This is a genomic window from Microbacterium sp. M, from assembly GCF_045181065.1.
Taxonomy (GTDB): domain Bacteria; phylum Actinomycetota; class Actinomycetes; order Actinomycetales; family Microbacteriaceae; genus Microbacterium.
This window is the reverse complement of the sequence record NZ_CP173721.1, coordinates 1,833,431-1,854,036: the sequence shown is the minus strand read 5'-3', so window position 1 is coordinate 1,854,036 and position 20,606 is coordinate 1,833,431. Positions and strand designations below refer to the sequence as shown.

At 65.4% G+C, this 20,606-nt stretch carries 20 protein-coding genes; 9 read left to right on the top strand and 11 right to left on the bottom strand.

The annotated features are described in order from the left end of the window. Positions 1-208: 208 nt before the first annotated feature. From ACI7YT_RS08895 to ACI7YT_RS08875, 5 genes are all read right to left on the bottom strand, one after another. On the bottom strand, positions 209-2,458 hold the full coding sequence (locus ACI7YT_RS08895) for a heavy metal translocating P-type ATPase (protein ID WP_406250302.1): 2,250 nt from the start codon (positions 2,456-2,458) through the stop codon (positions 209-211). Next, on the bottom strand, positions 2,455-4,521 hold the full coding sequence (locus ACI7YT_RS08890) for a cytochrome c oxidase assembly protein (RefSeq protein WP_406250301.1): 2,067 nt from the start codon (positions 4,519-4,521) through the stop codon (positions 2,455-2,457). Before ACI7YT_RS08890 ends, ACI7YT_RS08895 begins: the two co-directional genes overlap by 4 nt. After that, entirely contained in the window at positions 4,514-4,741 is a 228-nt protein-coding gene (locus ACI7YT_RS08885; RefSeq protein ID WP_406250300.1) for a heavy-metal-associated domain-containing protein, read from the bottom strand. The genes ACI7YT_RS08890 and ACI7YT_RS08885 overlap by 8 nt, the downstream gene beginning before the upstream one ends. 70 nt (positions 4,742-4,811) lie before the next feature. After that, positions 4,812-5,618 carry a M56 family metallopeptidase gene (locus ACI7YT_RS08880; protein ID WP_406250298.1) on the bottom strand — a complete coding sequence of 269 codons (807 nt, stop codon included), beginning with the start codon at positions 5,616-5,618 and terminating at the stop codon, positions 4,812-4,814. 5 nt (positions 5,619-5,623) lie between these two features. Beyond that, positions 5,624-6,007: a BlaI/MecI/CopY family transcriptional regulator gene (locus ACI7YT_RS08875; protein WP_406250536.1), complete on the bottom strand. Its 384-nt coding sequence runs from the start codon at positions 6,005-6,007 to the stop codon at positions 5,624-5,626. Between the two features lie 114 nt (positions 6,008-6,121). On the opposite strand from ACI7YT_RS08875, the gene ACI7YT_RS08870 reads away from it, so the two are divergent. Genes ACI7YT_RS08870 through ACI7YT_RS08860 form a run of 3 tightly spaced genes read left to right on the top strand, consistent with a single transcriptional unit; the run spans position 6,122 to position 9,030 of the window. Further along, entirely contained in the window at positions 6,122-7,231 is a 1,110-nt protein-coding gene (locus ACI7YT_RS08870) for a FecCD family ABC transporter permease (RefSeq protein ID WP_406250296.1), read from the top strand. 36 nt (positions 7,232-7,267) lie between these two features. Continuing rightward, complete coding sequence (locus tag ACI7YT_RS08865; protein ID WP_406250294.1) at positions 7,268-8,260, top strand: ABC transporter substrate-binding protein; 993 nt, start codon at positions 7,268-7,270, stop codon at positions 8,258-8,260. Next, positions 8,257-9,030, top strand: coding sequence for an ABC transporter ATP-binding protein (locus tag ACI7YT_RS08860; RefSeq protein WP_406250292.1), 774 nt, complete (start codon positions 8,257-8,259; stop codon positions 9,028-9,030). The genes ACI7YT_RS08865 and ACI7YT_RS08860 overlap by 4 nt, the downstream gene beginning before the upstream one ends. Positions 9,031-9,044: 14 nt before the next feature. On the opposite strand, the gene ACI7YT_RS08855 is transcribed toward ACI7YT_RS08860, so the two are convergent. After that, positions 9,045-9,557: a DJ-1/PfpI family protein gene (locus ACI7YT_RS08855; RefSeq protein ID WP_406250290.1), complete on the bottom strand. Its 513-nt coding sequence runs from the start codon at positions 9,555-9,557 to the stop codon at positions 9,045-9,047. On the opposite strand from ACI7YT_RS08855, the gene ACI7YT_RS08850 reads away from it, so the two are divergent. Next, positions 9,445-9,675, top strand: a complete 231-nt coding sequence (locus ACI7YT_RS08850; protein ID WP_406250288.1) for a DUF202 domain-containing protein — start codon at positions 9,445-9,447, stop codon at positions 9,673-9,675. The two genes, ACI7YT_RS08855 and ACI7YT_RS08850, sit on opposite strands and share 113 nt — an antisense overlap. Positions 9,676-10,009: 334 nt before the next feature. On the opposite strand, the gene ACI7YT_RS08845 is transcribed toward ACI7YT_RS08850, so the two are convergent. Both ACI7YT_RS08845 and ACI7YT_RS08840 read right to left on the bottom strand, forming a co-directional pair. Beyond that, complete coding sequence (locus ACI7YT_RS08845) at positions 10,010-11,044, bottom strand: PLP-dependent cysteine synthase family protein (protein ID WP_406250286.1); 1,035 nt, start codon at positions 11,042-11,044, stop codon at positions 10,010-10,012. 200 nt (positions 11,045-11,244) lie between these two features. Beyond that, positions 11,245-12,165 carry a LysR family transcriptional regulator gene (locus ACI7YT_RS08840; RefSeq protein ID WP_406250284.1) on the bottom strand — a complete coding sequence of 307 codons (921 nt, stop codon included), beginning with the start codon at positions 12,163-12,165 and terminating at the stop codon, positions 11,245-11,247. 162 nt (positions 12,166-12,327) lie between these two features. On the opposite strand from ACI7YT_RS08840, the gene ACI7YT_RS08835 reads away from it, so the two are divergent. From ACI7YT_RS08835 to ACI7YT_RS08820, 4 genes are all read left to right on the top strand, one after another. Next, on the top strand, positions 12,328-13,653 hold the full coding sequence (locus tag ACI7YT_RS08835; protein WP_406250283.1) for an MFS transporter: 1,326 nt from the start codon (positions 12,328-12,330) through the stop codon (positions 13,651-13,653). Next, a complete protein-coding gene (locus ACI7YT_RS08830) occupies positions 13,653-14,147 on the top strand; it encodes a RidA family protein (protein ID WP_406250282.1) in 495 nt (164 codons plus the stop codon). Before ACI7YT_RS08835 ends, ACI7YT_RS08830 begins: the two co-directional genes overlap by 1 nt. Before the next feature lie 61 nt (positions 14,148-14,208). Further along, complete coding sequence (locus tag ACI7YT_RS08825) at positions 14,209-15,414, top strand: amidohydrolase family protein (RefSeq protein WP_406250281.1); 1,206 nt, start codon at positions 14,209-14,211, stop codon at positions 15,412-15,414. Positions 15,415-15,617: 203 nt separating this feature from the next. Continuing rightward, positions 15,618-15,965, top strand: a complete 348-nt coding sequence (locus tag ACI7YT_RS08820; RefSeq protein WP_406250280.1) for a winged helix-turn-helix transcriptional regulator — start codon at positions 15,618-15,620, stop codon at positions 15,963-15,965. 4 nt (positions 15,966-15,969) lie between these two features. Here the strand turns inward: ACI7YT_RS08820 and ACI7YT_RS08815 are convergent, their stop codons facing one another. After that, entirely contained in the window at positions 15,970-16,476 is a 507-nt protein-coding gene (locus ACI7YT_RS08815; protein WP_406250278.1) for a CGNR zinc finger domain-containing protein, read from the bottom strand. Positions 16,477-16,522: 46 nt separating this feature from the next. Between ACI7YT_RS08815 and ACI7YT_RS08810 the strand changes: the two genes are divergently transcribed. Continuing rightward, the gene (locus ACI7YT_RS08810) at positions 16,523-17,452 is read left to right on the top strand and encodes an AEC family transporter (protein WP_406250277.1); all 930 of its coding nucleotides are present in this window, start codon (positions 16,523-16,525) and stop codon (positions 17,450-17,452) included. 39 nt (positions 17,453-17,491) lie between these two features. Here the strand turns inward: ACI7YT_RS08810 and ACI7YT_RS08805 are convergent, their stop codons facing one another. Both ACI7YT_RS08805 and ACI7YT_RS08800 read right to left on the bottom strand, forming a co-directional pair. Further along, the gene (locus ACI7YT_RS08805; protein WP_406250275.1) at positions 17,492-19,276 is read right to left on the bottom strand and encodes a glycoside hydrolase family 3 protein; all 1,785 of its coding nucleotides are present in this window, start codon (positions 19,274-19,276) and stop codon (positions 17,492-17,494) included. 7 nt (positions 19,277-19,283) lie between these two features. Next, a complete protein-coding gene (locus ACI7YT_RS08800; protein WP_406250273.1) occupies positions 19,284-20,561 on the bottom strand; it encodes an MFS transporter in 1,278 nt (425 codons plus the stop codon). Positions 20,562-20,606 lie beyond the last annotated feature (45 nt).

The window sequence follows — 20,606 nt, the reverse complement described above, 5'->3', positions numbered from 1 at the left end:
CCCCCGCCTGCCATGTCGCATCCGACGGGTAATTCTTCGTAACCGGTGCGCGAATGAGTCCCATTCATCGCGCATCGTGAGCTCGGAATGTTGGGGCGGGCGTGGCGGTGAGGTGAGCGCGAGCCACAGAATCAGCAGATAGAGCGCGGCCGCGGTGGAGAGAGGGAGGAACAGTTCCATCCGAACGGCCTTGCATTCTCCAGCGGTGTCAGCGAGTGCTGCGGACGCGTTGGATGCGGAGGCTGTTGTAGACGACGAGGACAGAGGACAGTGACATGGCTGCGGCGGCGATGAGAGGGTTGAGGAGTCCGGCTGCGGCGATGGGGATGGCGGCGATGTTGTAGCCGAACGCCCACCCGAGGTTCATGCGGATGGTCCGGAGGGTCTTGCGGGAGATCGCGATCGCGTCGGGGATGACATGGAGGTCGTCGCGGACGAGGATGATATCGGCGGCTTTCAGGGCGATGTCGGTGCCGGAGACGAGCGCCAGACCCAAGTCTGCGGTGGCGAGGGCGACCGCATCGTTGATGCCGTCGCCGACCATGGCGACCTTCTGTCCGGCTTCTTGGAGTTCTCGCACGACGTCGGCTTTTTGGGCCGGCGCCACTTCGGCGTGGACGTGTTCGATGCCGAGTTCTTTGGCGATGCGGGCACCGGCAGCGGCGCTGTCGCCGGTGAGGAGCACGGTGGTGAGGTTCTGGGCGTGCAGTGCTGCGATGGCGTCTGCGGCTCCGGGCTTGATCGTGTCGGCGAGAGCGAGTAATCCGATGAGTTCCTCGTCGCAGGCGACGAGTGCGATGGTGTGTCCTTGGTCGTGAGCGTCTGCGAGAGCGGACGCGGCGGGTGTGAGGTCGATTCCGTGGGTGCGGAGCAGGTCGGCGTTGCCGATGAGGAGAGTGCGTCCTGCGATGCGGGCGGTCGCTCCCAGTCCCGGGAGCGCGGTGAAGTCCTCCAATAGATGAAGGTCGGTGACGTGGTGGGTGGCGGATTCTTGGATGGCGCGGGCGATGGCGTGTTCGGAGCCTTGTTCCACTGATGCGGCGAAGCGCCAGAGCTCGTGCTCGGGGATGCCGAAGGCGGTGACCGTTTCGACGCTCATCCGTCCGGTCGTGAGAGTGCCCGTCTTATCAAGCACAACCGTGGTGATGGCGCCTGATGCTTCGAGGGCGTCGTGGCCTTTGATGAGAATACCGAGCGTCGCTGCCCGACCGATGCCGACCATGAGCGCCGTGGGGGTCGCCAGACCCAGCGCGCACGGGCAGGCGATGATGAGGACGCTGATCCCGATTCCGAAAGCCTGGGTGAACGGCGTCCCGGCGAGTGTCCAGGCGATGGTGACGACCACGGCCAAGGTGATGACGGCGGGGACGAACCAGGTGACGATCCGGTCGACAAGGTTCTGCACCCCGGCTTTGCGTGCTTGTGCTTGTTCGGTGAGCGCGGCCATCTGGGCGAGCTGGGTGTTCGCGCCGACCGATGTCGTGGTGATCTCCAAGCGTCCGTCGGTGCTGATCGTGCCACCGGTGACCTGGTCGCCGGCGGCAACCGGGACAGGAACGGGCTCGCCGGTCATCATGCTCGCATCCACAGCAGCGGCGCCCCTGAGAACGGTGCCGTCCGCGGGAATGGTCTCGCCCGGGAGGACCACGAAGGTGTCGCTGACGCGGAGAGTCGCGGCGGGTTCGATCGTCTCGACGCCATCGCGGAGGATCCGCACATGGGTGGCGGCGAGAGCGTTGAGCGCGCCGAGGACGTCTCCTGCCTTGCGCCGTGAGCGGGTCTCGAAGTAGCGGCCTGCGAGTTGGAAGGTTGTCATTCCTGCGGCGACGTCGAGGTAGATGGAGTCCGCACCGGCGGGGGTTGCCCCGAAGCCCAGCCAGTATCCGGCAGCGTCCGTCGCGCCGAACCCGAGCAGCAACGTGATGACCGCCCATCCGAAGGAGGCGGCGATGCCGAGGGAGACGAGGGTGTCCATGCTGACGGCGCCGTGTCGGAGGTTGCGGAGTGTGGCTCGGTGGAACGGCCAGGCCGCCCAGGTCACGATCGGCAGGGCGAGGAGGACGCATACCCACTCCCAACCGGGGAACCGCCAGCCTGGGACGAGGGCGAAGACGATGGTGATGTCCATCAGCGGCACGGTCAGCAACGCAGACACAGCCAGGCGCCGACGCAAGGAGGAGATCCGCACCTCGGTGGCGCGGGCGGACCAGGCATCGTCGCTTCCGTCACGGACATGGGCCCCGTAGCCCGCGTTCTCCACCTGACGAACCGCCGCGGACACGTCGTCATCGGTGAGTCCGCTGACCATAGCCCGCTCGGTGGCGTAGTTGACGCTCGCCGTCACGCCCTCGATCTTGTTCAGCGCGCGTTCGACACGTCCCGCACACGCCGCGCAAGTCATGCCCGAGATGTCTAGCTCGAGCGGAATGGCCGGGGCCGCGGTGTCGGTGACAGTCATGATCGTAGGTCCTCCTGAACGGCGGGGCGCGGGGCTGAGCGCGTGGCGTCTCGTTCGGTTAGTCGCTCAAGCATCTGGTTGTAGGCGTCGAATTCATCATCGCGCCCCATGTCCAGATGGCGGTCTTTGCGCCGGGCTTCGCGGGCATCCTGCCGGCTCCACTGGATGGCGAGGGCGACGATGACGATCATCAGTGGGATCTCCCCGCCCGCCCACGCGACACCTCCGCCGAGGTACTGCTGCGCCTGCAGGTCGGCCCAGGGCAGGTCGAGGCGCAGATAGAAGTCCTCGGCGATGATGGCGGGGCTGGTCATCAGAATCACGCCGAAGAAGGCGTGGAACGGCATCGCCGCCAGCACGTACCCGAGTTTCCCGATGTGCGGGAGGGGTCGTGGTGGCCGGTCGACCCCGATGATCAGGCTGTAGTACAGGTACCCGACGATGAGGAAGTGCACGTTCATGAGCTGATGCGCCCAGTGGAACCGCATGTAGTCCCCGAAGATGCTCGTCAGATAGAGGCCGTAGTAGGAGCCGACGAACACCACGAACACGAGCAGTGGGTTGTACACGAAGCGCAATACCCGCCAGTGCAGCACCCAGGTGATCCAGTCGTGCAGCCCAGCTGGCTGGCTGCGCCCGGAGCGGGTTGCGCGCAGCAGCAAGGTGACGACTCCGCCAAGGACGAGGAGGCCAGGGGCGAGCATGTTCAGCGACATGTGCACAATCATGTGGACCCCGAAGTCCGGGGCGGAGTACTTCCCGAACCCCGAGCTCGTCGCCACGACCACGATCGTCCACCCGGCCAGCCATGCCGCTGTGCGCCCGACCGGCCACCGGTCACCCCGCCGGTGCAGGGCACGGACAGCGAGCAGATACACCGTGACCGCGATAGCGGCGATGCCGAGGAAAAGGAGGTTGGGTCGCCACTGCCCGAATAGCACAGCGAGCGTTGGGGCGTCGGGGACCTCGAAGCCCATGAAGACCTGCTCGATGCTGGTCGGGACGAAGTACTGCGGTGGCGGCTGCCGGGTCATCGCCACGCCTGTCCCGATCCACCCGGTCACCGCCACCGCGCTGACGGTGAGGAGGGCTGTGACGTTATCCGCACGCAGGCGCCCGCGCCGTCCCAGCCACCACCCGCAGGCCAGGGAGCCAGCGGCGACGAGCAGGCAAGCGCCGCTGGCGAGGATGAGCCCTCCTGTCACAGAGGCGGTGACGGGAGAACCGGCGAGCTTGAACAGCCCGATCACCACCTCGGCGACGATGATCACCGGCAATGCCACCGCCCCGACCAGGAAGAGGCGCCGCAGCGTCGCGGGCGCGACGAGGCGCCCGGATGCCACCCGTAGGCCGGAGGTGGCAACGGCGCCGAAGAACGCGTAGGCCGCGATGGTCTGGAAGACGGCCGCATCACCTCCGAAGTCATGATTCGGCCCAACGAGAACTTGCCCGGTCACCACCGGCGCGAGCACCCCGATCGCCGCAGCCCACAAGGGGATAAGCAGGCCCATCCACGTGTCCGCAAAGAACGACCCGAACAGGACCATCAGCGCTGCAACCAGGCTGATCGTCCATGCCTTTGGCGCGTCGCTCAATTCCCACAGGAAAGGGAGAGCGTCGAGGACACCGAGCCGGTCTTCCGGCGGGGCGCCGTTGGAGTCGAGCGCTTCGAACACCACCAGTGCCCCTGCACCCGTCGCCCAGATCGCGGACGCAGTCCGCAGAAGACGCATCTCGAAACCTTGCGGAAGGAAACGCGCCCGCCGGGCAGGGGTGTCGCCGAGAAACAGCACGTGGACCATCGTGCCGACGCTGATCAGGCTCGCCGCCTGGCTGACGGCAAGAAGAACCGCCGTGACAACGGCGACGTCGACACCGGGGTAACTGACGAATATCTGCTCGTATGGAGCTTCCCCCAGGAGCAGGGCGACCACAACAGGAAACGCGACCGACAAGGTCGCGAATCCGAGAGCGATCAACGCGATCGCACCACGCCGCGGACCGCGAACAGACCGATCGGGCGTCGTGCTCAGCCCTGCATCTGCGATAGCTGGTTCAGGCATCCGGCAATGGAGACCAGGATCGTACAGTGTAGCCGGCGTCCTCGACAGCGCGTTCCAGGTCTGCGCGATCGACAGGGCCGGTGGGAGTGATCAGGACACGCCCTGACGGCGCGTCGACCTGCGCGTCGCTCACCGCGGCCAGCGAGGTCAGCTCGGCAGTAACGGCACGCTCGCAATGCTCGCACGTCATCCCGTTCACCCAGAACTCAAGTTCAGCCATCACCGGTTCCTCTCAGCCGAAAACTTCAATTAACTCTACAATACGTCGTAGAGTTGAGGGGCGGCTGAGACTATGCGCGCGCGGCGGCCGCGTACCTGTGGTGCCGTGTGGACGGCCACTTCCGGAGGGTGAGCCGGTCGGCGCGAAGCTCGAGCCCGGGGTCTGCCGTGGTGCGCCCCATCGTGGCGAGGGCGTTGGCGAGGTGAACGGCGCCGGCGTGTTTGGCAGCGGTGTCGTCAGCGATCAGTTCGATCAGCAGCAGGGTGGCGCGCTTGAGGGCACGTCCGGCGCGCAGCGACCTGGGCAGGCAGAGCGCGTTGATCTCCGCGATCCGCACCGCCCACCCGTGTCGCTGCCGCAGATGGGCATGCTCGTGAGCGAGTACAGCCGCGAGCTGTGGAGGGCTGAGGAGCTCTCGGAGTCCGGTCGAGACCAAGATCTCCGGAGAGCGGGACGGCACTGCGTACGCGATTGGCTCATCGGAGCGGAACCACACCAACGTGTAGGCTCCCCGCTCTTCGCGGGCGATCGCGACTGGAGCGAACCGTTCCACGGAATCCCGCCACGATCGAGTAAGAGGCTCGGCGGAAGCGGAGACGAATGCGATGAGCGCGCCGACAACACCGAGGCTTCCCCACCCCGCCGCCGTCAGCGCGAAGCTCTCGGCGGAGTTGGACACGTCCCGCGCGGTGACGCTGGACGTGAGCGCCACAATCACGGAGGCGGCAGCGAAACCTGTTCCGGTGAGGCACGCGCCGAACCAGAGCGTCAGCGCGGTGCGCGGATGCCGCACCTGCCAGCGTCCCGCGGTCAGCACCAGAGGCGACAGGACGAGGATCGCCCCTGCCGCACCCAGGAAGGTCAGCGTCAAGACCACCCGGTTCACCTGCGCTTGCGCTTGGGGGGACTGTCGATGGCGTCGCGGAGCAGGTCGAGGTCCTCAGGGGCGAGGTTTCCTGCGAACCGGAGGAGCGCGGCTTGCCGGTCCCCCGCACCGTCCAGGGCCGACATCATCGATCTGCCGACATGCTCGTCTCCGGATCTGGCCGCGTGGAAACGCACCTTGCGAGGCGAGTCGCCCGAACGGACCACATCGCCCTTTTTCTGCAGACGTTCCAGCGCCGTCATCAGCGTGGTGTATGCGGGCACATGACCGGTGAACAACGCTTGGATGTCCCGGGCGCTCATCGGCTCGGATGCGCCCCAGAGGATGCGCATCACCTCACCCTCGAGCTCGCCACGCTCACGAGTCCTCTCGCCAGCCATCCGCACCTCCGGTTCATCGCGATATCCCTCAGCTTACCGTCTACATCTTGTCGCACTCTCGATTACTACTACAATATGTAGAGATAATGAACCGTTGCGTCGAGAGGCCCGTCTATGACCGCTGCCAAGACTGACGCTGCTGGCGTTCGCGCATTGACGCCGTCGCCGCTGCAGCGCCGGAAGACGAACTGGCCTGGGGCGTTCTGGCGATGCTATGTCGTCGTCGGCGCTGCCTTCGTCGCGGTGATGGTCTGCGGGATAGCGTTGGGTTCGGTGTCCGTCTCCCCGGATGCGGTGCTCTCCATCATCGGGCATCGCCTCATCGGTATTCCGCATCTGGCGGCCTGGGGTGGGGCGGAAGAGTCGATCGTCTGGAACGTGCGGCTGCCCCGCGTCTTGCTGGGGGCAGCGGTGGGAGCAGGACTGGCGGTCTGTGGCGCCGTGCTGCAGGCGATGGTCCGAAATGTTCTCGCGGACCCCTACCTGCTTGGCATCAGCTCGGGCGCATCCACCGGAGCGGCAGCGGCCCTCTTGTTCGGCGTCGCTGGCGGGTTCGGCGCCTACGCTCTTCCGCTGAGTGCGTTTGCCGGTGCTGCGGTCGCCGCGGCGAGCGTGTATGTGCTGGCGCGCTCGGGTGGACGGATGACCTCGATCCGGCTCGTGATGGCCGGTGTCGCGATCGGGTACGTGCTGTCGGCGACCACCAGCATTCTCGTGTTCTCCTCCGACTCTCCCGAGGGGGCGCGGTCGGTGATGTTCTGGCTCCTGGGTTCGCTCACGCTCGCACAGTGGAACGCCACCCTGCTCATTGTCATCGCGATCGTCCTCATCAGCATCGCCGTGATGACGCTGTGGTCCCGGAAGCTGGACGCGTTGTCGATCGGGGATGAGACGGCCCTCGCGCTTGGCGTCTCCCCCGGACGGTTCCGGGTGCAGCTACTCGCCGTGGTCAGTCTCTGTGTCGGGGCGGTGGTCGCCTCTTCCGGGGCCATCGGGTTCGTGGGTCTCGTCGTCCCCCACCTCGCTCGCCGCCTCGTCGGTGCCTCTCATAGGCGCATGCTGCCGCTGGCGGCACTTCTCGGTGCAACGTTCCTCGTCGCCGCCGACGTGCTCGCCCGCACCGTCTGGTCGCCCAGAGAGCTGCCCATCGGCATCGTCACCGCACTCATCGGCGCACCGTTCCTGGTCGTCCTGGTGCGCCGCTTCCATGCCCCGCCCTCCTGAGCCCGCCTGCCCATCGACACCAACTGGAGAACCCACATGCACACCCAGAAACGCTCCGCGCTCGGAGCGGTCACCGCGCTCACCGTCCTGGCCAGTCTCGCCGCCTGCACGAGCAGCCCCAGCAACGAACAGACTCAGGGACTGGATGCCGGCTACCCAGTGACAGTCACCAACTGCAGCAACGAGATCACCTTCGACGAGGCGCCGGAGCGTGTCGTCGTGCTCCGCAACGAGGTGATCCCGGTGCTGTCCTCACTGAATGCCCTCGACCGGGTTGTCGGGCTCGTGGGACGCTTCCACGACGACTACTTCGACAGCGACACGCAAACCGTGATGGCAGACATCCCAGTACTCAGCGATGAGATCTCTCAGGTCGGCGGAGGAGAAATCTCCATCGAGGACATCATCGCGCAAGAACCCGATCTGGTCATCGGCACCTCGGAGACTGTCACCCGTGACGGGCTCACCGCCCAGGGCATCAACGTGCTGGAGAACGAGGAATCCTGCGCGGGCAGCCAGGCCACCTCCACGCTGGACGACATCGACACGCTCTTCACCCTCTACGCCGATGTCTTCGACCGGCAGTCCGAAGCCGATACGGCCCTGGCGGAAATCGATCAGCAGATCGAGAGCGCACTCGCACAGATCCCCGATGGGGAGGACCGCACTGCGGCGATGCTGTACCCGACGATCGGCGGCGGGCCTGTCTACGCGTACGGGGAAGGCAGCATGAATCACACGCTGCTCGAACTCGCCGGCTTCACCAACGTGTTCGCTGATCTCCCCGACCGGACCGCGGAGGTATCGGTCGAAGAGCTCCTCGCCCGCGACCCGGACATCCTGATCCTGCTCCACAGCGGCGCCACCGCCGACGAGGTGGAATCGTCCATCACCACGCTTCCCGGCGCCGACGAGCTCACCGCAGTCCAGAACGACACGATGCTTCCGCTGCTGTTCGGGTTCACCTCCCCCGCCTCACCGATCACGATCGACGGGCTCAGCCAGATCGTGGAGCACTTCCACCGATGATCACCGGCAACAGCATCGGCTTCGCCTATAGCCGAGCCACGGTCCTCGACGGCATCGAGATCACCGCCGCGCCCGGTGAGGTCGTCGGCCTCATCGGCCCGAACGGAAGCGGCAAATCCACTCTCCTACGCACGCTCCATGGCTCGCTGACACCGGATACGGGGAGCGTGTTGATCGATGAAGCCGCGTTGAAGGATCTCACTCCCCGGGACGTGGCGAAGCAGATCGCCGTCGTCGTCCAGGAGTCCGACACTGACCTGCCTTTCACGGTCCAGGAGATGGTCCTGCTCGGGCGCACGCCCCACCGGCGCTCCTTCGAACGCCATACCGACCACGATCACGACATGGTCAGCAACGCCCTGGCGAAGGTGTCGGCGGAGCACCTGTCCGACCGGGTCTTCTCAGGTCTCTCCGGCGGGGAGAAGCAACGCGTTCTCATCGCCCGCGCGATCGCACAGGGCGCATCGCACCTGCTGCTCGATGAACCCACCAACCATCTCGACGTGCGCTATCAGCACGACATCCTGAACCTGGTTCGCGATATCGGGGTCTCAACGATCGTCGTCCTCCATGACCTCAACCTCGCCGCCCGCTACTGCGACCGCCTGGTCCTCCTCGACAAGGGCCGGAAAGTGGCCGAGGGCGTCCCCGGTGATGTCCTGGCGCCGTCGATCGTCGAGGCTGTCTACGGGATCACCGTCGAACGCATCGAACACGCCGGAGTTCCACAACTGATCTTCGCGCCGACGCGCGCAACCGTCAGTTCGTAGGCACCGATGCAGGCCTATTCGGTGGGAGCCCGCAGCTGCTCTTCGAGCGGTGCGAGGAAGCCACGTGACAGCGCAGGGAGTTCCGAGCCTGCCTTCTCCGGTGTCCCGACACCGAACGGAGGTTCCGGGTCGTACTCGGCGCCGAGTTCGAGGAAGCGTGCGTAGTCGTCGCCGCGGGAACGCGAGACGAGGCGGATGGCCAGGTCCATGCCGGCCGTCACGCCGGCTGCGGTGAACACGTTCCCGTCCTCGACGACGCGTTCATTGACCTCGATGGCACCGTAGCCGGGTAGCAGGTGCCTCACCGACCAGTGCGACGTCGCCCGATGGCCGTCGAGCAGCCCGGCGGCGGCGAGGGCGATGGATCCCGAGAATACGCTCGTGACAAGATCGGCGGCTTGCCCCAGTCGCCTGATGTTCGCGATTGCAGCCTTGTCCGCGACCAGAACGCCGGTGTCTCCCCCGGGAACGAGAATTTTCGACCCCGGCCTCCAACCGGAGAGGACGGAGCTGGCTTGGCGGCGCACGGCATTGTCCCTTTCGGTCGGGTCACTTCTTGCCCTGAAGCTCCTCCCCGAGGCACTCGATTCCGCTCTCGGAGTATTGCCGGGAGTCGTAGGATTCATCCTTGCCTCTTCCCTTTAGATAGCTGCAAGGCGACGGTATCGGAGGGGCGAACGTCGCCCTGTTCGCCGATCCAGCCCAGCCCGAGTTGCCGGATGGCGCGCTCATGGCGTTGGCTGCCACCGCAACGACCTCGCTCGGGCTGGCGGGGATCTGGGTCGTACTAGTGCTGGCGTCTTCCTTAGAACCCCGCTGACACTCCCACTTACCAGTGCAGGGAGCGCTTCCCCCGCGACTGGTGTGGTGGCCGGATTGATCGAAATGAAGCATCGGGCTAACGACCCGTGTTTGCGCCCTCCTGGGGAAGTGAAACTAGTCGCTCACCCCGCCGGCACGACCGAGGCTCGGGCGCGTCTCAGGCGTTCCGCGTTTCGGCGGAGCACAACTCCGACAGCGCCCCGCGGTACGACGTCGGGTCGATCCCCCGCGCCGTTACCCAGTCGTCGTCGTAGTAAGTCGAGGCGTACCGGTCGCCGACGTCGCAGATCAGGGTCACGATGCTCCCCTCGCGCCGCGAGGCGCGCATCCGCAGCGCGAGCTGGAGCGCCCCCCAGATGTTGGTTCCCGTCGAGGGCCCCACCCGCCGCCCGAGCCGCTCGGACGCCCAGCGCATCGTGACGATCGACGCCCCATCAGGAACCTGGACCATCTCGTCGATAAGGTTGGGCACGAACGACGACTCGACCCGCGTACGCCCGATGCCTTCGATGCGCGAGGGGGTGGAGGTCAGGAAACTCGTGTCTTTCCGTCGCCATCCCTCGTAGAACGCGGAACCGTCGGGGTCGACGACGGCGACGCGGCTGCTGATGCCCTTGTACCGAGCATGACGCGCGATCGTAGTGCTCGTGCCGCCGGTGCCCGCCCCCACGACGACCCAGTCCGGCACGGGGTGCCTCTCTCTCGACATCTGACTGAACAGCTCACTGGCAATGTTCCCGCTGCGCCAGTCCGTCGCCTGGCTCGCAAACGAGAACTGGTCCATGAAATGACCGTCGCTGTCATCCGCCAGTCCCTGCGCGGTGGCGACTACCTCTGTCGGATCATCTACGACATGGACGCCACCACCGTATCGCCTGATCAGCGCGATCTTCTCCTGACTGGTCGCTGCGGGGAGGATGGCAACGAACGGCAAGTCGAGGATCTGCGCGAAGTACGCCTCGCTCACGGCTGTCGAGCCGCTGGACGCCTCGATGATGGTGGTGCCCCGGCCGATATCGCCGTTGCAGAGCCCGTGTATAAAGAGCGAGCGGGCGAGCCGGTGCTTCAGGCTGCCGGTCGGATGCAGCGACTCGTCCTTCAGATAGAGATCGATACCTTTCAACCCATCCATACGAAACGGCAGGAGCGGCGTCCATCCGCTGCGGCCGGCCTCCGCCTCCAGGAGTTCCAACGAATGACGCACCCAGCGCCGATCTGATCGGCTCGCGTTCGAGGCGACATCCGGAGTCGTGACCTGGAGTTGATGCTGCATGTCGTCCTCTTCCTCACGTTCCCAAGTGCAGGACAAGACAGCACCTGCGCTTCACCCCAGTGTGAGATCCGGACGAGCAAACGGCGAGCGCGAGAATCGGATGCTTATCAAACAGATCCTTATATGTGGGAGCTCGCCGCGATGGCGTCAGCCGCTTCCTTCAGCGACGCCAGCACCTTCGTGATCGCGGGGGAACGCCGCTGTGAGTGGAGGACGGTCGCCGTGACGTGGCGATGCCGTTCAGGCAGCAGTGGCCGGGACCGAAGTTTCGGATGTTTTACGAACGACTGGGTCATGTGCGGCATCACGGCAAGCCCTAATCCCGCGACGACGTAGCTCTGCACCGCCAGGTTGTCGTCGGTGGTGATGTCGATACGGGGTGCAAAGCCGGCGTCGTCGCACGCGTTCACGAACTCTTGTCGGCAGCGCACGCACCCCGCGACCCAGCGCTCGTCCTTGAGCTCCGAGAGCGCGATCTGCTTGCGCCGGGCGAGGGGGTGATCGTCCGACAGCATCAGCATCATCGGTTCCTTCAACAGCGGGATGCTTGCCAGCTCCGGGTCATCCGCCTCCGGCCCCGGCTGGCCGTCGTACCGGAACGCGACGACGATGTCGTACTCGCCCGCCTCTAGTCCCTGCAGCGATTCTGGCGGCTCCGCCTCGAACAGCTCGATCTCGATCCCCAGCTGCCGTGAGCGCAGCCGGGAGATGGCGGCTGGGACGAGCGTCGCATTGGCGCTGGGGAATGCGCACACTCGTACTCGCGCCTCCTTCAGTCGGGTGACGGCGGCGATACGCTCCTCGGTGGCCCGCAGCTCCGCGAGGATCTCGCCGACTCGGGATGCCAGCACTTCGCCCTGCTCGCTGAGCTTGAGTCCGCGCCCCTCGCGGGCGAAGAGGGTCGTCTTCAGGTCCCGCTCGAGCGCCTTCATCTGCTGGCTGACGCCTGGTTGGGTGTAACCGAGTTCGCGGGCGGCGCCGGCGAAACTGCCGATCCGTACCACGGCTTCGAAGGTCAGGAGTCTCTGGGTGTCCAGCATGCTCGAAGTATAAGCAGGCGTTTGGCAACAGCAACAGGAATGCCGTTGGTTCTTGGCTCAGGTGTGACGATGATAAATATACCGCAACACCCGAAGCGGTCCGAAGGCGCATGAGCATCGACGCTGGTGCGCACCCGCCGAGCATTCGAAGGAGAAGGCACCATGGCCTCGACAAGATCGGAATCAACGCACGACCGCGGCATCCGGGTGCGCGCGATCAGCGGCAGCGTCATCGGCACGGCGCTGGAGTGGTACGACTTCTTCCTGTACGGGACGGCTGCTGCGTTGGTGTTCAACGTTGTGTTCTTCCCGACGGTAGATCCGCTTGTCGGAACGCTGCTGGCGTTCGGTAGCTTCGCGGTCGGCTTCATCGCCCGCCCGATCGGCGCGATCGTGTTCGGCAACTACGGTGACCGCATCGGGCGTAAGAAGGTCCTGATCATCACGCTGATGATCATGGGCATCTCGACGATGCTCATCGGCATGCTTCCCGGGTACGACTCGATCGGAATCGTCGCGCCAATCCTGCTCACGATCCTGCGCTTCGTGCAGGGCTTCGGCCTCGGCGGGGAATGGGGCGGCGCGGTTCTGATGTCCCTGGAGCACGGCGACCCGAAGCGTCGCGGGTTCGCGGCGAGCTGGCCGCAGATCGGCGTGCCCCTGGGGCTTCTGCTCGCCAACGGCGCGCTGACCGTCATGCTCTGGATCACGGATGATGAGGCGTTCTTGGCCTGGGGCTGGCGCGTGCCGTTCCTGCTCAGCGCGGCCCTCATCGCGATCGGCCTGTGGATCCGTCTCCGCGTGTCAGAGTCGCCCGAGTTCGAGAAGCTGGCGGCAGAGGGCAAGCGCGTGAAGATCCCGATCCTCGAGGTACTACGCAACCAGAAGCGAGAGCTTCTCATCGCCACCGGCTCCCGCATCGGCACCGACGTCGCGTTCTACATCTTCGTGCTGTTCGTCGTGACCTACCTCACTCAGATGGTCGGCGTGGAGCAGTCCACCGCGACGCTCGTGGTGCTGATCAGCGCCGCGACCATGGTCCTATTCATCCCGGCTTTCGGCGCACTCTCCGACCGGGTGGGCCGGCGCCCTGTATACCTTGGCGGCGCGATAGGTGCCCTGGTCTGGGTGTTCGCGTTCTTCCCGCTGCTCGAAACGCAGAACCTCGCGCTCATCATCACGGCGGACTTTGTCGGCATGCTTTGCTGGGCGGCCATGTACGGCCCGCTCGCCGCGTTCACGACCGAGCTGTTCCCCGCGAACGTCCGCTACAGCGGCGCATCGCTCGGCTATCAGCTGTCCGGCATCCTGGGTGGAGCGTTCGCACCGATCATCGCCGTCTCCCTATACGGCCGCTTCGAGAGCTGGGTGCCGATCGCCGGATACGTCGCGGCGATGCTGGCCATCACGATCGTCTCGGTGCTCGTCGCGCGCGAGTCGTCACGGGACACTGCCGAGGTCGCAGCGGCGCCGGCGGAGGTGCAGTGATGGCGAGACTGACCCACGAAGACGTGCTCCGGAACCTGCAGGATGCCGGGCACGCCCTCCCCCAGATGCAGTCGGCGATCGCGGCCTACACGCCGGCGCTACGGGTGGGTGACCTCGCCTTCACCTCCGGCCAGCTCCCCCTCTTGGAGGGGAAGCTGCCGCTCACCGGGAAGGTAGGTGACGGCGAGGGCCTGGTGGACCCGGCCCTGGCGACCGATCTCGCGGCGCGGTGCGCGCTGAACGCGCTCGCAGCACTCGCGGTCACGATCGGGGACCTTGGACAGATCTCCCGCATCGTGAAGATGACCGGGTTCGTCGCGAGCGATCCCGAGTTCACCGAGCAGTCCGCCGTCATCGACGGCGCAAGCACCCTGCTGCGGCAGGCGTTCGAGGATGCGGGGGTTCACACCCGGTCTGCCGTCGGAGTGGCGGTGCTGCCCAAGAACAGCCCGGTCGAGGTGGAGCTCGTGGTGGCGCTCCATCCCGGGGAATGACGATGATCCAGAGCATCCGCAACGGCGGGTGCCCAAAACGACACTGATTGGCGGTAGCGAAATGACCTGGGACGAAACTTACCCGGAGGGCTTCTTCGGCCCCACCACGGGCTCACTTCTCATCAAGAACCTGCGGGGCGTCGTCACTGGCCGCCTCGGTGATCCCCTCCGCGAGGTGGAGACGATCCGCGTTGTGGGTGGCCGGATCGAGGAGATCGGCGGGGCGGCGGATGCTAAAGCCGATGTCGAGATCGATGCGAAGGGCGCCGTGGCGCTGCCTGGGCTCTTCGACACGCACACGCACTTCGCGATTGGCGACTTCAACCCGAAGCAGAACACGATCGGCTTCATCGAGAGCTACATGCACGGTGGCGTCACCTCGATGATGTCCGCGGGCGAGGTGCACTTCCCGGGTCGACCGATGGACCGCGACGGCGTGAAGGCCGTCGCGGTCGCCGCGAACCGTTCGTTCACCCTCAACCGCCCCGGTGGGGTCCGCATCCACGGCGGTTCGCTGATGACGGGTCCGTACATGCAGGAGGAGGACTACGCCGACCTCGCCCGTCAGGGCATCTGGCTCATGAAAGTCGGCTTCGGCGGGTTCGACAAGCCACAGGACGCCGTGCCGCACGTACGCTGGGCGCAGGCGGCGGGCTTCGTCGTGATGTCTCACTCCGGTGGCGCGTCATCGGTGCCCGGTGTCGCGCCGATCACGGTCGACGACCTTCTTGCCATGGCGCCCGACATCGCCGGCCACATCAACGGCGGCACGACCAGCCTGCCGGAGACCGATGTCGAGATGCTCGTAAAGAACTCGACCGCGGCGCTGCAGCTGGTGCAGGCCGGCAACCTGTCGGCCAGCCTCAACATCCAGCGACTAGCCGCCGAGAACGATGCGCTCGACCGCGTGATCCTCGGCTCCGACACACCGTCAGGCACTGGCGTGATGCCGCTCGCGATCATCAAGACCATCGCCGAGTTGTCATCCATCGGTGGCGTGCCAGCGACCGATGTCATCGCCTACGCGACAAGCAACGCCGCCCGCGTGCTGCGCCGTGACGAGGGCGTGCTCGACGACGGGCGCCCCGCCGACATCGTCCTCGTGCAGCAGCCCGTGGGCGGACCCGCAAACCACCCGATCGACGCACTGAACCGGGGGGACATTACCGGCATCGCGAGCGTCATCATCAACGGGCAGATCCGCGCGCTGCGCAGCCGGAACTCCCCCGCGCCGATCCGGGAAGTAGAGGTGCAATCGCACCGCTGAGTGAACGGGGGTGGCCTGCCTCCAGGAGAAGTCCTGGGCGGGCCACCCTCACATGGCGTGTGCGCCGTCGAATTCACTACCGAGATCCGATTCTGCTGGATTCACGTCGCTCCACGGTCTGTGCAACGGCGACGCGTGATTCAACATCCGTTTCCGGCTACGCATCAGTTACATCCATCTCAGCAAGGCCTAACCTTGGTCTCATGAGGTTCGATCACTGCGCACTGCAGGAGTGCGGCGTCGCACGGTTCCTGAGCCTGCTCGACGGGCCTTGGGCTACGCTCATTGTCCGTGAGCTTCTCAAGCGCCCGCATCGATTCAACGAGTTGCTCACGGCGCTCCCGGGAATCAGCGCACACACGCTCTCAAGCCGGCTCCGCAAGTTCGAGGCCTACGAGCTGGTCACGCGCACCGCGTACGCCGAGATTCCTCCTCGAGTCGTGTACGAGCTGACCCCGGTGGGGATGCAACTCCAACCGGTTCTCGATGCCATGAACGCCTGGGCCATGACGGTGCCGCCCCACCTTTTCGGGCTCGACGAACCCGAATAACCGGTCATCGCCGACTGAATGGAGCCCGGTGACGACGCACGGCGTCATAATTGCCGCATTTCGCCGAGCAATAGGCTCGCCGACCGTTTCGACTGGTATCCACGAATGCCACCTGACAGCCCTCTCGCTGACACACGCCCAACCGAGCGCCCTCGGACTCGACGACGAAGAGCGCGAGCCCGCCCGCCGTGACAGCTCGGACGCGCGCGATGACGTCGTGCGCATCCGACACAAAGTGCAAATGCGGGCGAAGCGAATCATGCGTTGTGAGGTAAGGGGCCCCAACGCCGGCGGCGAGGAGCCGATTGATCTCGGCGCAACGCGCGTCGACTGTCTCCGCACGAAAGACGGGAACGATATCTGCGGCCCATGCCCGTAACCGCTCGTCAGCGCTCTTGTCGATCTCACCCCTGCGAATCTGGTGTCTCGCCAGCACAGCACTGGCCGCTCTGATATCCCAGCCTCGACCAATAAGGGTGACGAGATCCGCAGCCAGCAGCGGTCCAGTCATGTTGTCATGGTTGAACTGCATTGACTCATTGCATCACAGTTGCGACATGCTTGTCCTCTTGGCCGCGATCGCCCCGATCATTCTCTTCCTTGCGGGAGGGGCGTTCCTCCGGCGCTACGTCCTACCCTCCCCCGAGTTCTGGGCCGGACTGTCGTGGTTGAGCTACTGGATTTTCACCCCGACCCTCTTCATCAGCTCGATCGGCGGTGCGGATCTCACCACAGTCGAGCCGGGGCCATTCGCCCTGAGCGTCTGCCTCCCGATTCTGCTCGTGTCTATGCTCGCCTTCGCGAGCGCTCGCCTCACTCGCGCGAACGGTCCACAGCTCACATCCCTGATGCAGGGATCGATTCGGATCAACACCTACGTCGGCCTGATCATGGCCTCCGCGCTCCATGGCGAGGAGGGCGTCGCCACCTTCGCTCTCGCAAGCGCGATCGTCGTCCCGCTTGTCAACGTGATCTGCGTCGCGACGCTGTCAACCCATGGCACCGTGGATCCCGCCGGACGGCGGCCCGCGCTGTGGAGGGATCTCATCACCAATCCGCTTATCCTCGGGTGCCTGATCGGGCTGATACTCAACATGACCGGCATCTCCGTGCCGGCGTTCCTTCAGACGACGCTCGACACGGTGTCCGCGCCTGCTCTCCTGGTCGGCACGCTCTGCGCAGGCGCGGCTCTCCGCTTCGCGTTCCGCATACGCGATCTTCTCGACGTTGGTGTTGCGTCACTGCTCAAGCTAGGGGTACTGCCGCTCGTCGCGGTGTCGACCGCTATCGCCCTCGGAGTCCACGGTTCAAGCCTTGTGAGCATCGTCCTTATCAGCGCCGTTCCCACCGCACCGAGCGCGACTATCCTCGCCGCACGCATGGGAGGAGATGTCCGGCTGATGGCTTCCATCACTGGCTCGCAGACCGTACTGGCCATGGCCACGATGCCGCTCGTGCTGGTTCTTGCCGACATGCTCTCGGCGTGACCGGTGACCGGTCACGCCGAGAGCGCTGGCGAGCGGAGGTTAGTAGCTCAGCCCGTGGCCGAAACGCAGCCGCGGGTCGACCGTATCGAATGGCACGTCGGGTCGTGACGCCTCGACCGCCGCCATGCTGGAGGGCAGATCGAAGGGCAGACGTCCCTGCGGCGCAGCGCGCCCGAAGAGCACGTCGAGCACCGCGCGCGGGTGAGCACCGTAGTTGGCGACGACCGCATGTGCCGTGTCCAGAACCGGGGACAGAATCGCCGGCCTGTCGAGGAAGACGTCCACGATCGTGGTCGCCTTCTGGCTCAGATCGGTGAGGTGAGAGACGGTCTCGTCGTTCATCTCCAGCGAACCCGCGTGGAAGTAGTTCTCGAACGCGGTTGACCTCTTCTCGTACGGCGCATGGATGCGCACGATAGCGAGATCGGCCTGGACCGGATCAGCGACGACGGTGCCGTACTCCGCTGCAACATCTTCGGGGATGCCCTCTACGTAGAGACGCCGGCCTTCCGCAGCAGGCAGCGCACGTCGTCCTGCTTCCCCCTCACGGTTCGTCAGCAAAGTCAGAGACGCACGCTGAGCGGCGAGCCCTGCCGCAATGAACGCCGGGGCGCCGACCACTCGAGATGCCTCTGCCGGATCGACATAAGGATCGTCGAAGAGTCCGAGGACAAACTTCTCCGAGAGCAGCCTGCGCGCCGACTCATCCAGCCGCGCTTCGGAGATCTCGCCAGCCTCGACGAGCTCCACCAGCAGCTCCGGACACGCTTCCCCGCCGAACTGGTCCACACCCGCGTCGACAGCCTTGCGCATGCGCTGACGCGGCGAGAGATCCTCCACGCCCCACGCCCGAGCCGGGAAAGGCTCACCATCCACAGTCGCATCGTTGATCAGCCCCCAGTCCGTGCAGACGATTCCTTCGAACCCCAGCTGCTCCCGGAGGAGCCCCGTGATGACCGAACGATTGAACCCGAAGCCCACCTCTTCGTACTCCGTGCCGACGGGCATGCCGTAGTACGGCATCATCTGCGATGCGCCCGCGGCGATCGCTGCCCGGAACGGTTCCAGATGCAGATCGAATCGACCGCCGGGATACACCTGCTCACGACCGTAGGCGAAGTGGGGGTCTTCTCCATCTTTCTGCGGGCCTCCGCCAGGAAAGTGCTTGACCATCGTCGCCACGGACTCACGGCCGAGTCTCCGGCCTTGGAATCCCTCGACGTACGCGACGCCGAGCCGGCTCGTCAATTCGACGTCTTCACCGAATGTGTCCAACTGTCGAGCCCAGCGGGGCTCGGTGGCGAGATCAATCTGCGGGTGCAGCGCGACGCGGATGCCAACGGCTAGGTACTCTCGCCGCGCGATGTCGGCGAACTCCCTCACCACAGCCTCGTCTCGAATCGCTGCGAGTCCGAGAGCCTCCGGCCACACGGAGAAGGATCCTGCGAGAAGACCAGCAAGCGGGTTGTCGCTATAGGAGTTGCGCGGATCTGTGGAGATGGTGATGGGGATGCCGAGTCTGGTCGAGCGAGCGAGCTCCTGAATGCGGTTGTTCCACGCCGCCATCGCCGAGGGCGAACCGCCAGTGAGGAGATTGAAGTGGCTCATATGACGATCGAGTACGTACTCCGCGTTCGACGGGAGATCGAACTCCTTGTCGCCCTCAGAAAGCGCGCCATCCTCACCCATGGAGATCATCGCGTGGAAGAAGAGACCCGCCTTTTCCTCGAGCGTCATCTGCGCAAGGAGGATCTCGACGCGCTCGTCCACAGGAAGTGAGCTGTCGCGGAAACGCTCGTCTACAGGGGGAATGACGGAAACCATAGGTGCCTTACCTCGTGCTCTTGACTCGGAAGATGATGATCGCGCCGATGAGGACCGCGGCGGCGCCGACGAGGTAGAAGAGCGAGTAGCCTCCGATCGCCGTCGTGGCTCCCCACGCGATGAGTGCGGGCGCTATCGCCGGAGCGATCGATTGCGGCAACGCATTGGCGATGTTGATGACCCCGAGGTCCTTTGCCGTGTCCTCGGCGTCGGGCAGAACCTGTGTGGCAAGAGCAAGCGACACGGAAAGGAAGGACCCGATACCCAGCCCGATCAATCCCTGGCCGACGATCACAACCTCGACGCTGGGCGCGAAGGCGAGCACGACGAGTCCGGCGACCATGATGATGCCTGCAGCGAGGACGAACGGCTTCCGTCGCCCGAGCTTGTCGGAGAGGTATCCCGCCAGCGGACCAGAGATCGCTTGCGCGCCGACAGCGGCGAGGTTGCAGACAAGCACAGCGGTGATGGCCTCTGCCTCGGTCAGGCGAAACTTGTCTGTCAGATAGAGCGGCAGATACGTGGCGATACCGGCGTAACCGAACATCACCAGGAACGTGGTCAGCCAGGTCCACCCGAAGTCGGGATTCTTGCGGGGGTTGAAGATGAAGGAGCCGACGAAGTCCCTCCAGCCGTACCCCGTCGCGGGCGGTGCGAGACGTACGCCATCTTTCAGCAGCATGGCGAAGAGCACGGTCAGCACCAGCCCGATGAGTGCCGGCACGGCGAAGCGCGAGAGGTCCGAATCGAGGAAGTTGACGACGAACGTCCCGCCCAGGATACCGAGGGAGGTCGTGATGCCAATGACTCCGGACGCGAGCCCGCGCTTCCACACCGGCATCCGATCCGCGATCGTCGCGTTCAGCGCAGCTAACGTACCGTTTAGAGCCGCTTGTGCGACGCACCACCCCAGCAGCACCATCCACACCTCGCTCGCCAGACCGATAGTAACCAGAGCCGCGAAACCGACCACAGCTCCCGCGATCAGCCAGGGGCGTCGCATCCCGAATCGCGACATAGTGCGGTCGGAAAGCCGGCCGACGAGCGGGTTGAAGATGATCGCGAAGAGAGTGCCAACACCCATCACGAGACCGAGTGCGGCCACCGACTCGTCACGATTCGCGGTGATGTGCTCCAGCTTGAAAGCCAACGACACAAACACCGGCGTCAGCAGAGCAAGGTACACGCCGAAGTTGGCGAGGCCTAGCGTCGGCAGGTAGGCCGCGGAGACGGGCCCTGCTGGTAGTGATCGGGTGGGGGCGGCACTGGCGGACGGTTCTGTCATCGTCGACTCCTCATTCATGGCGAAACGGCGGCTGGAAACACGGTA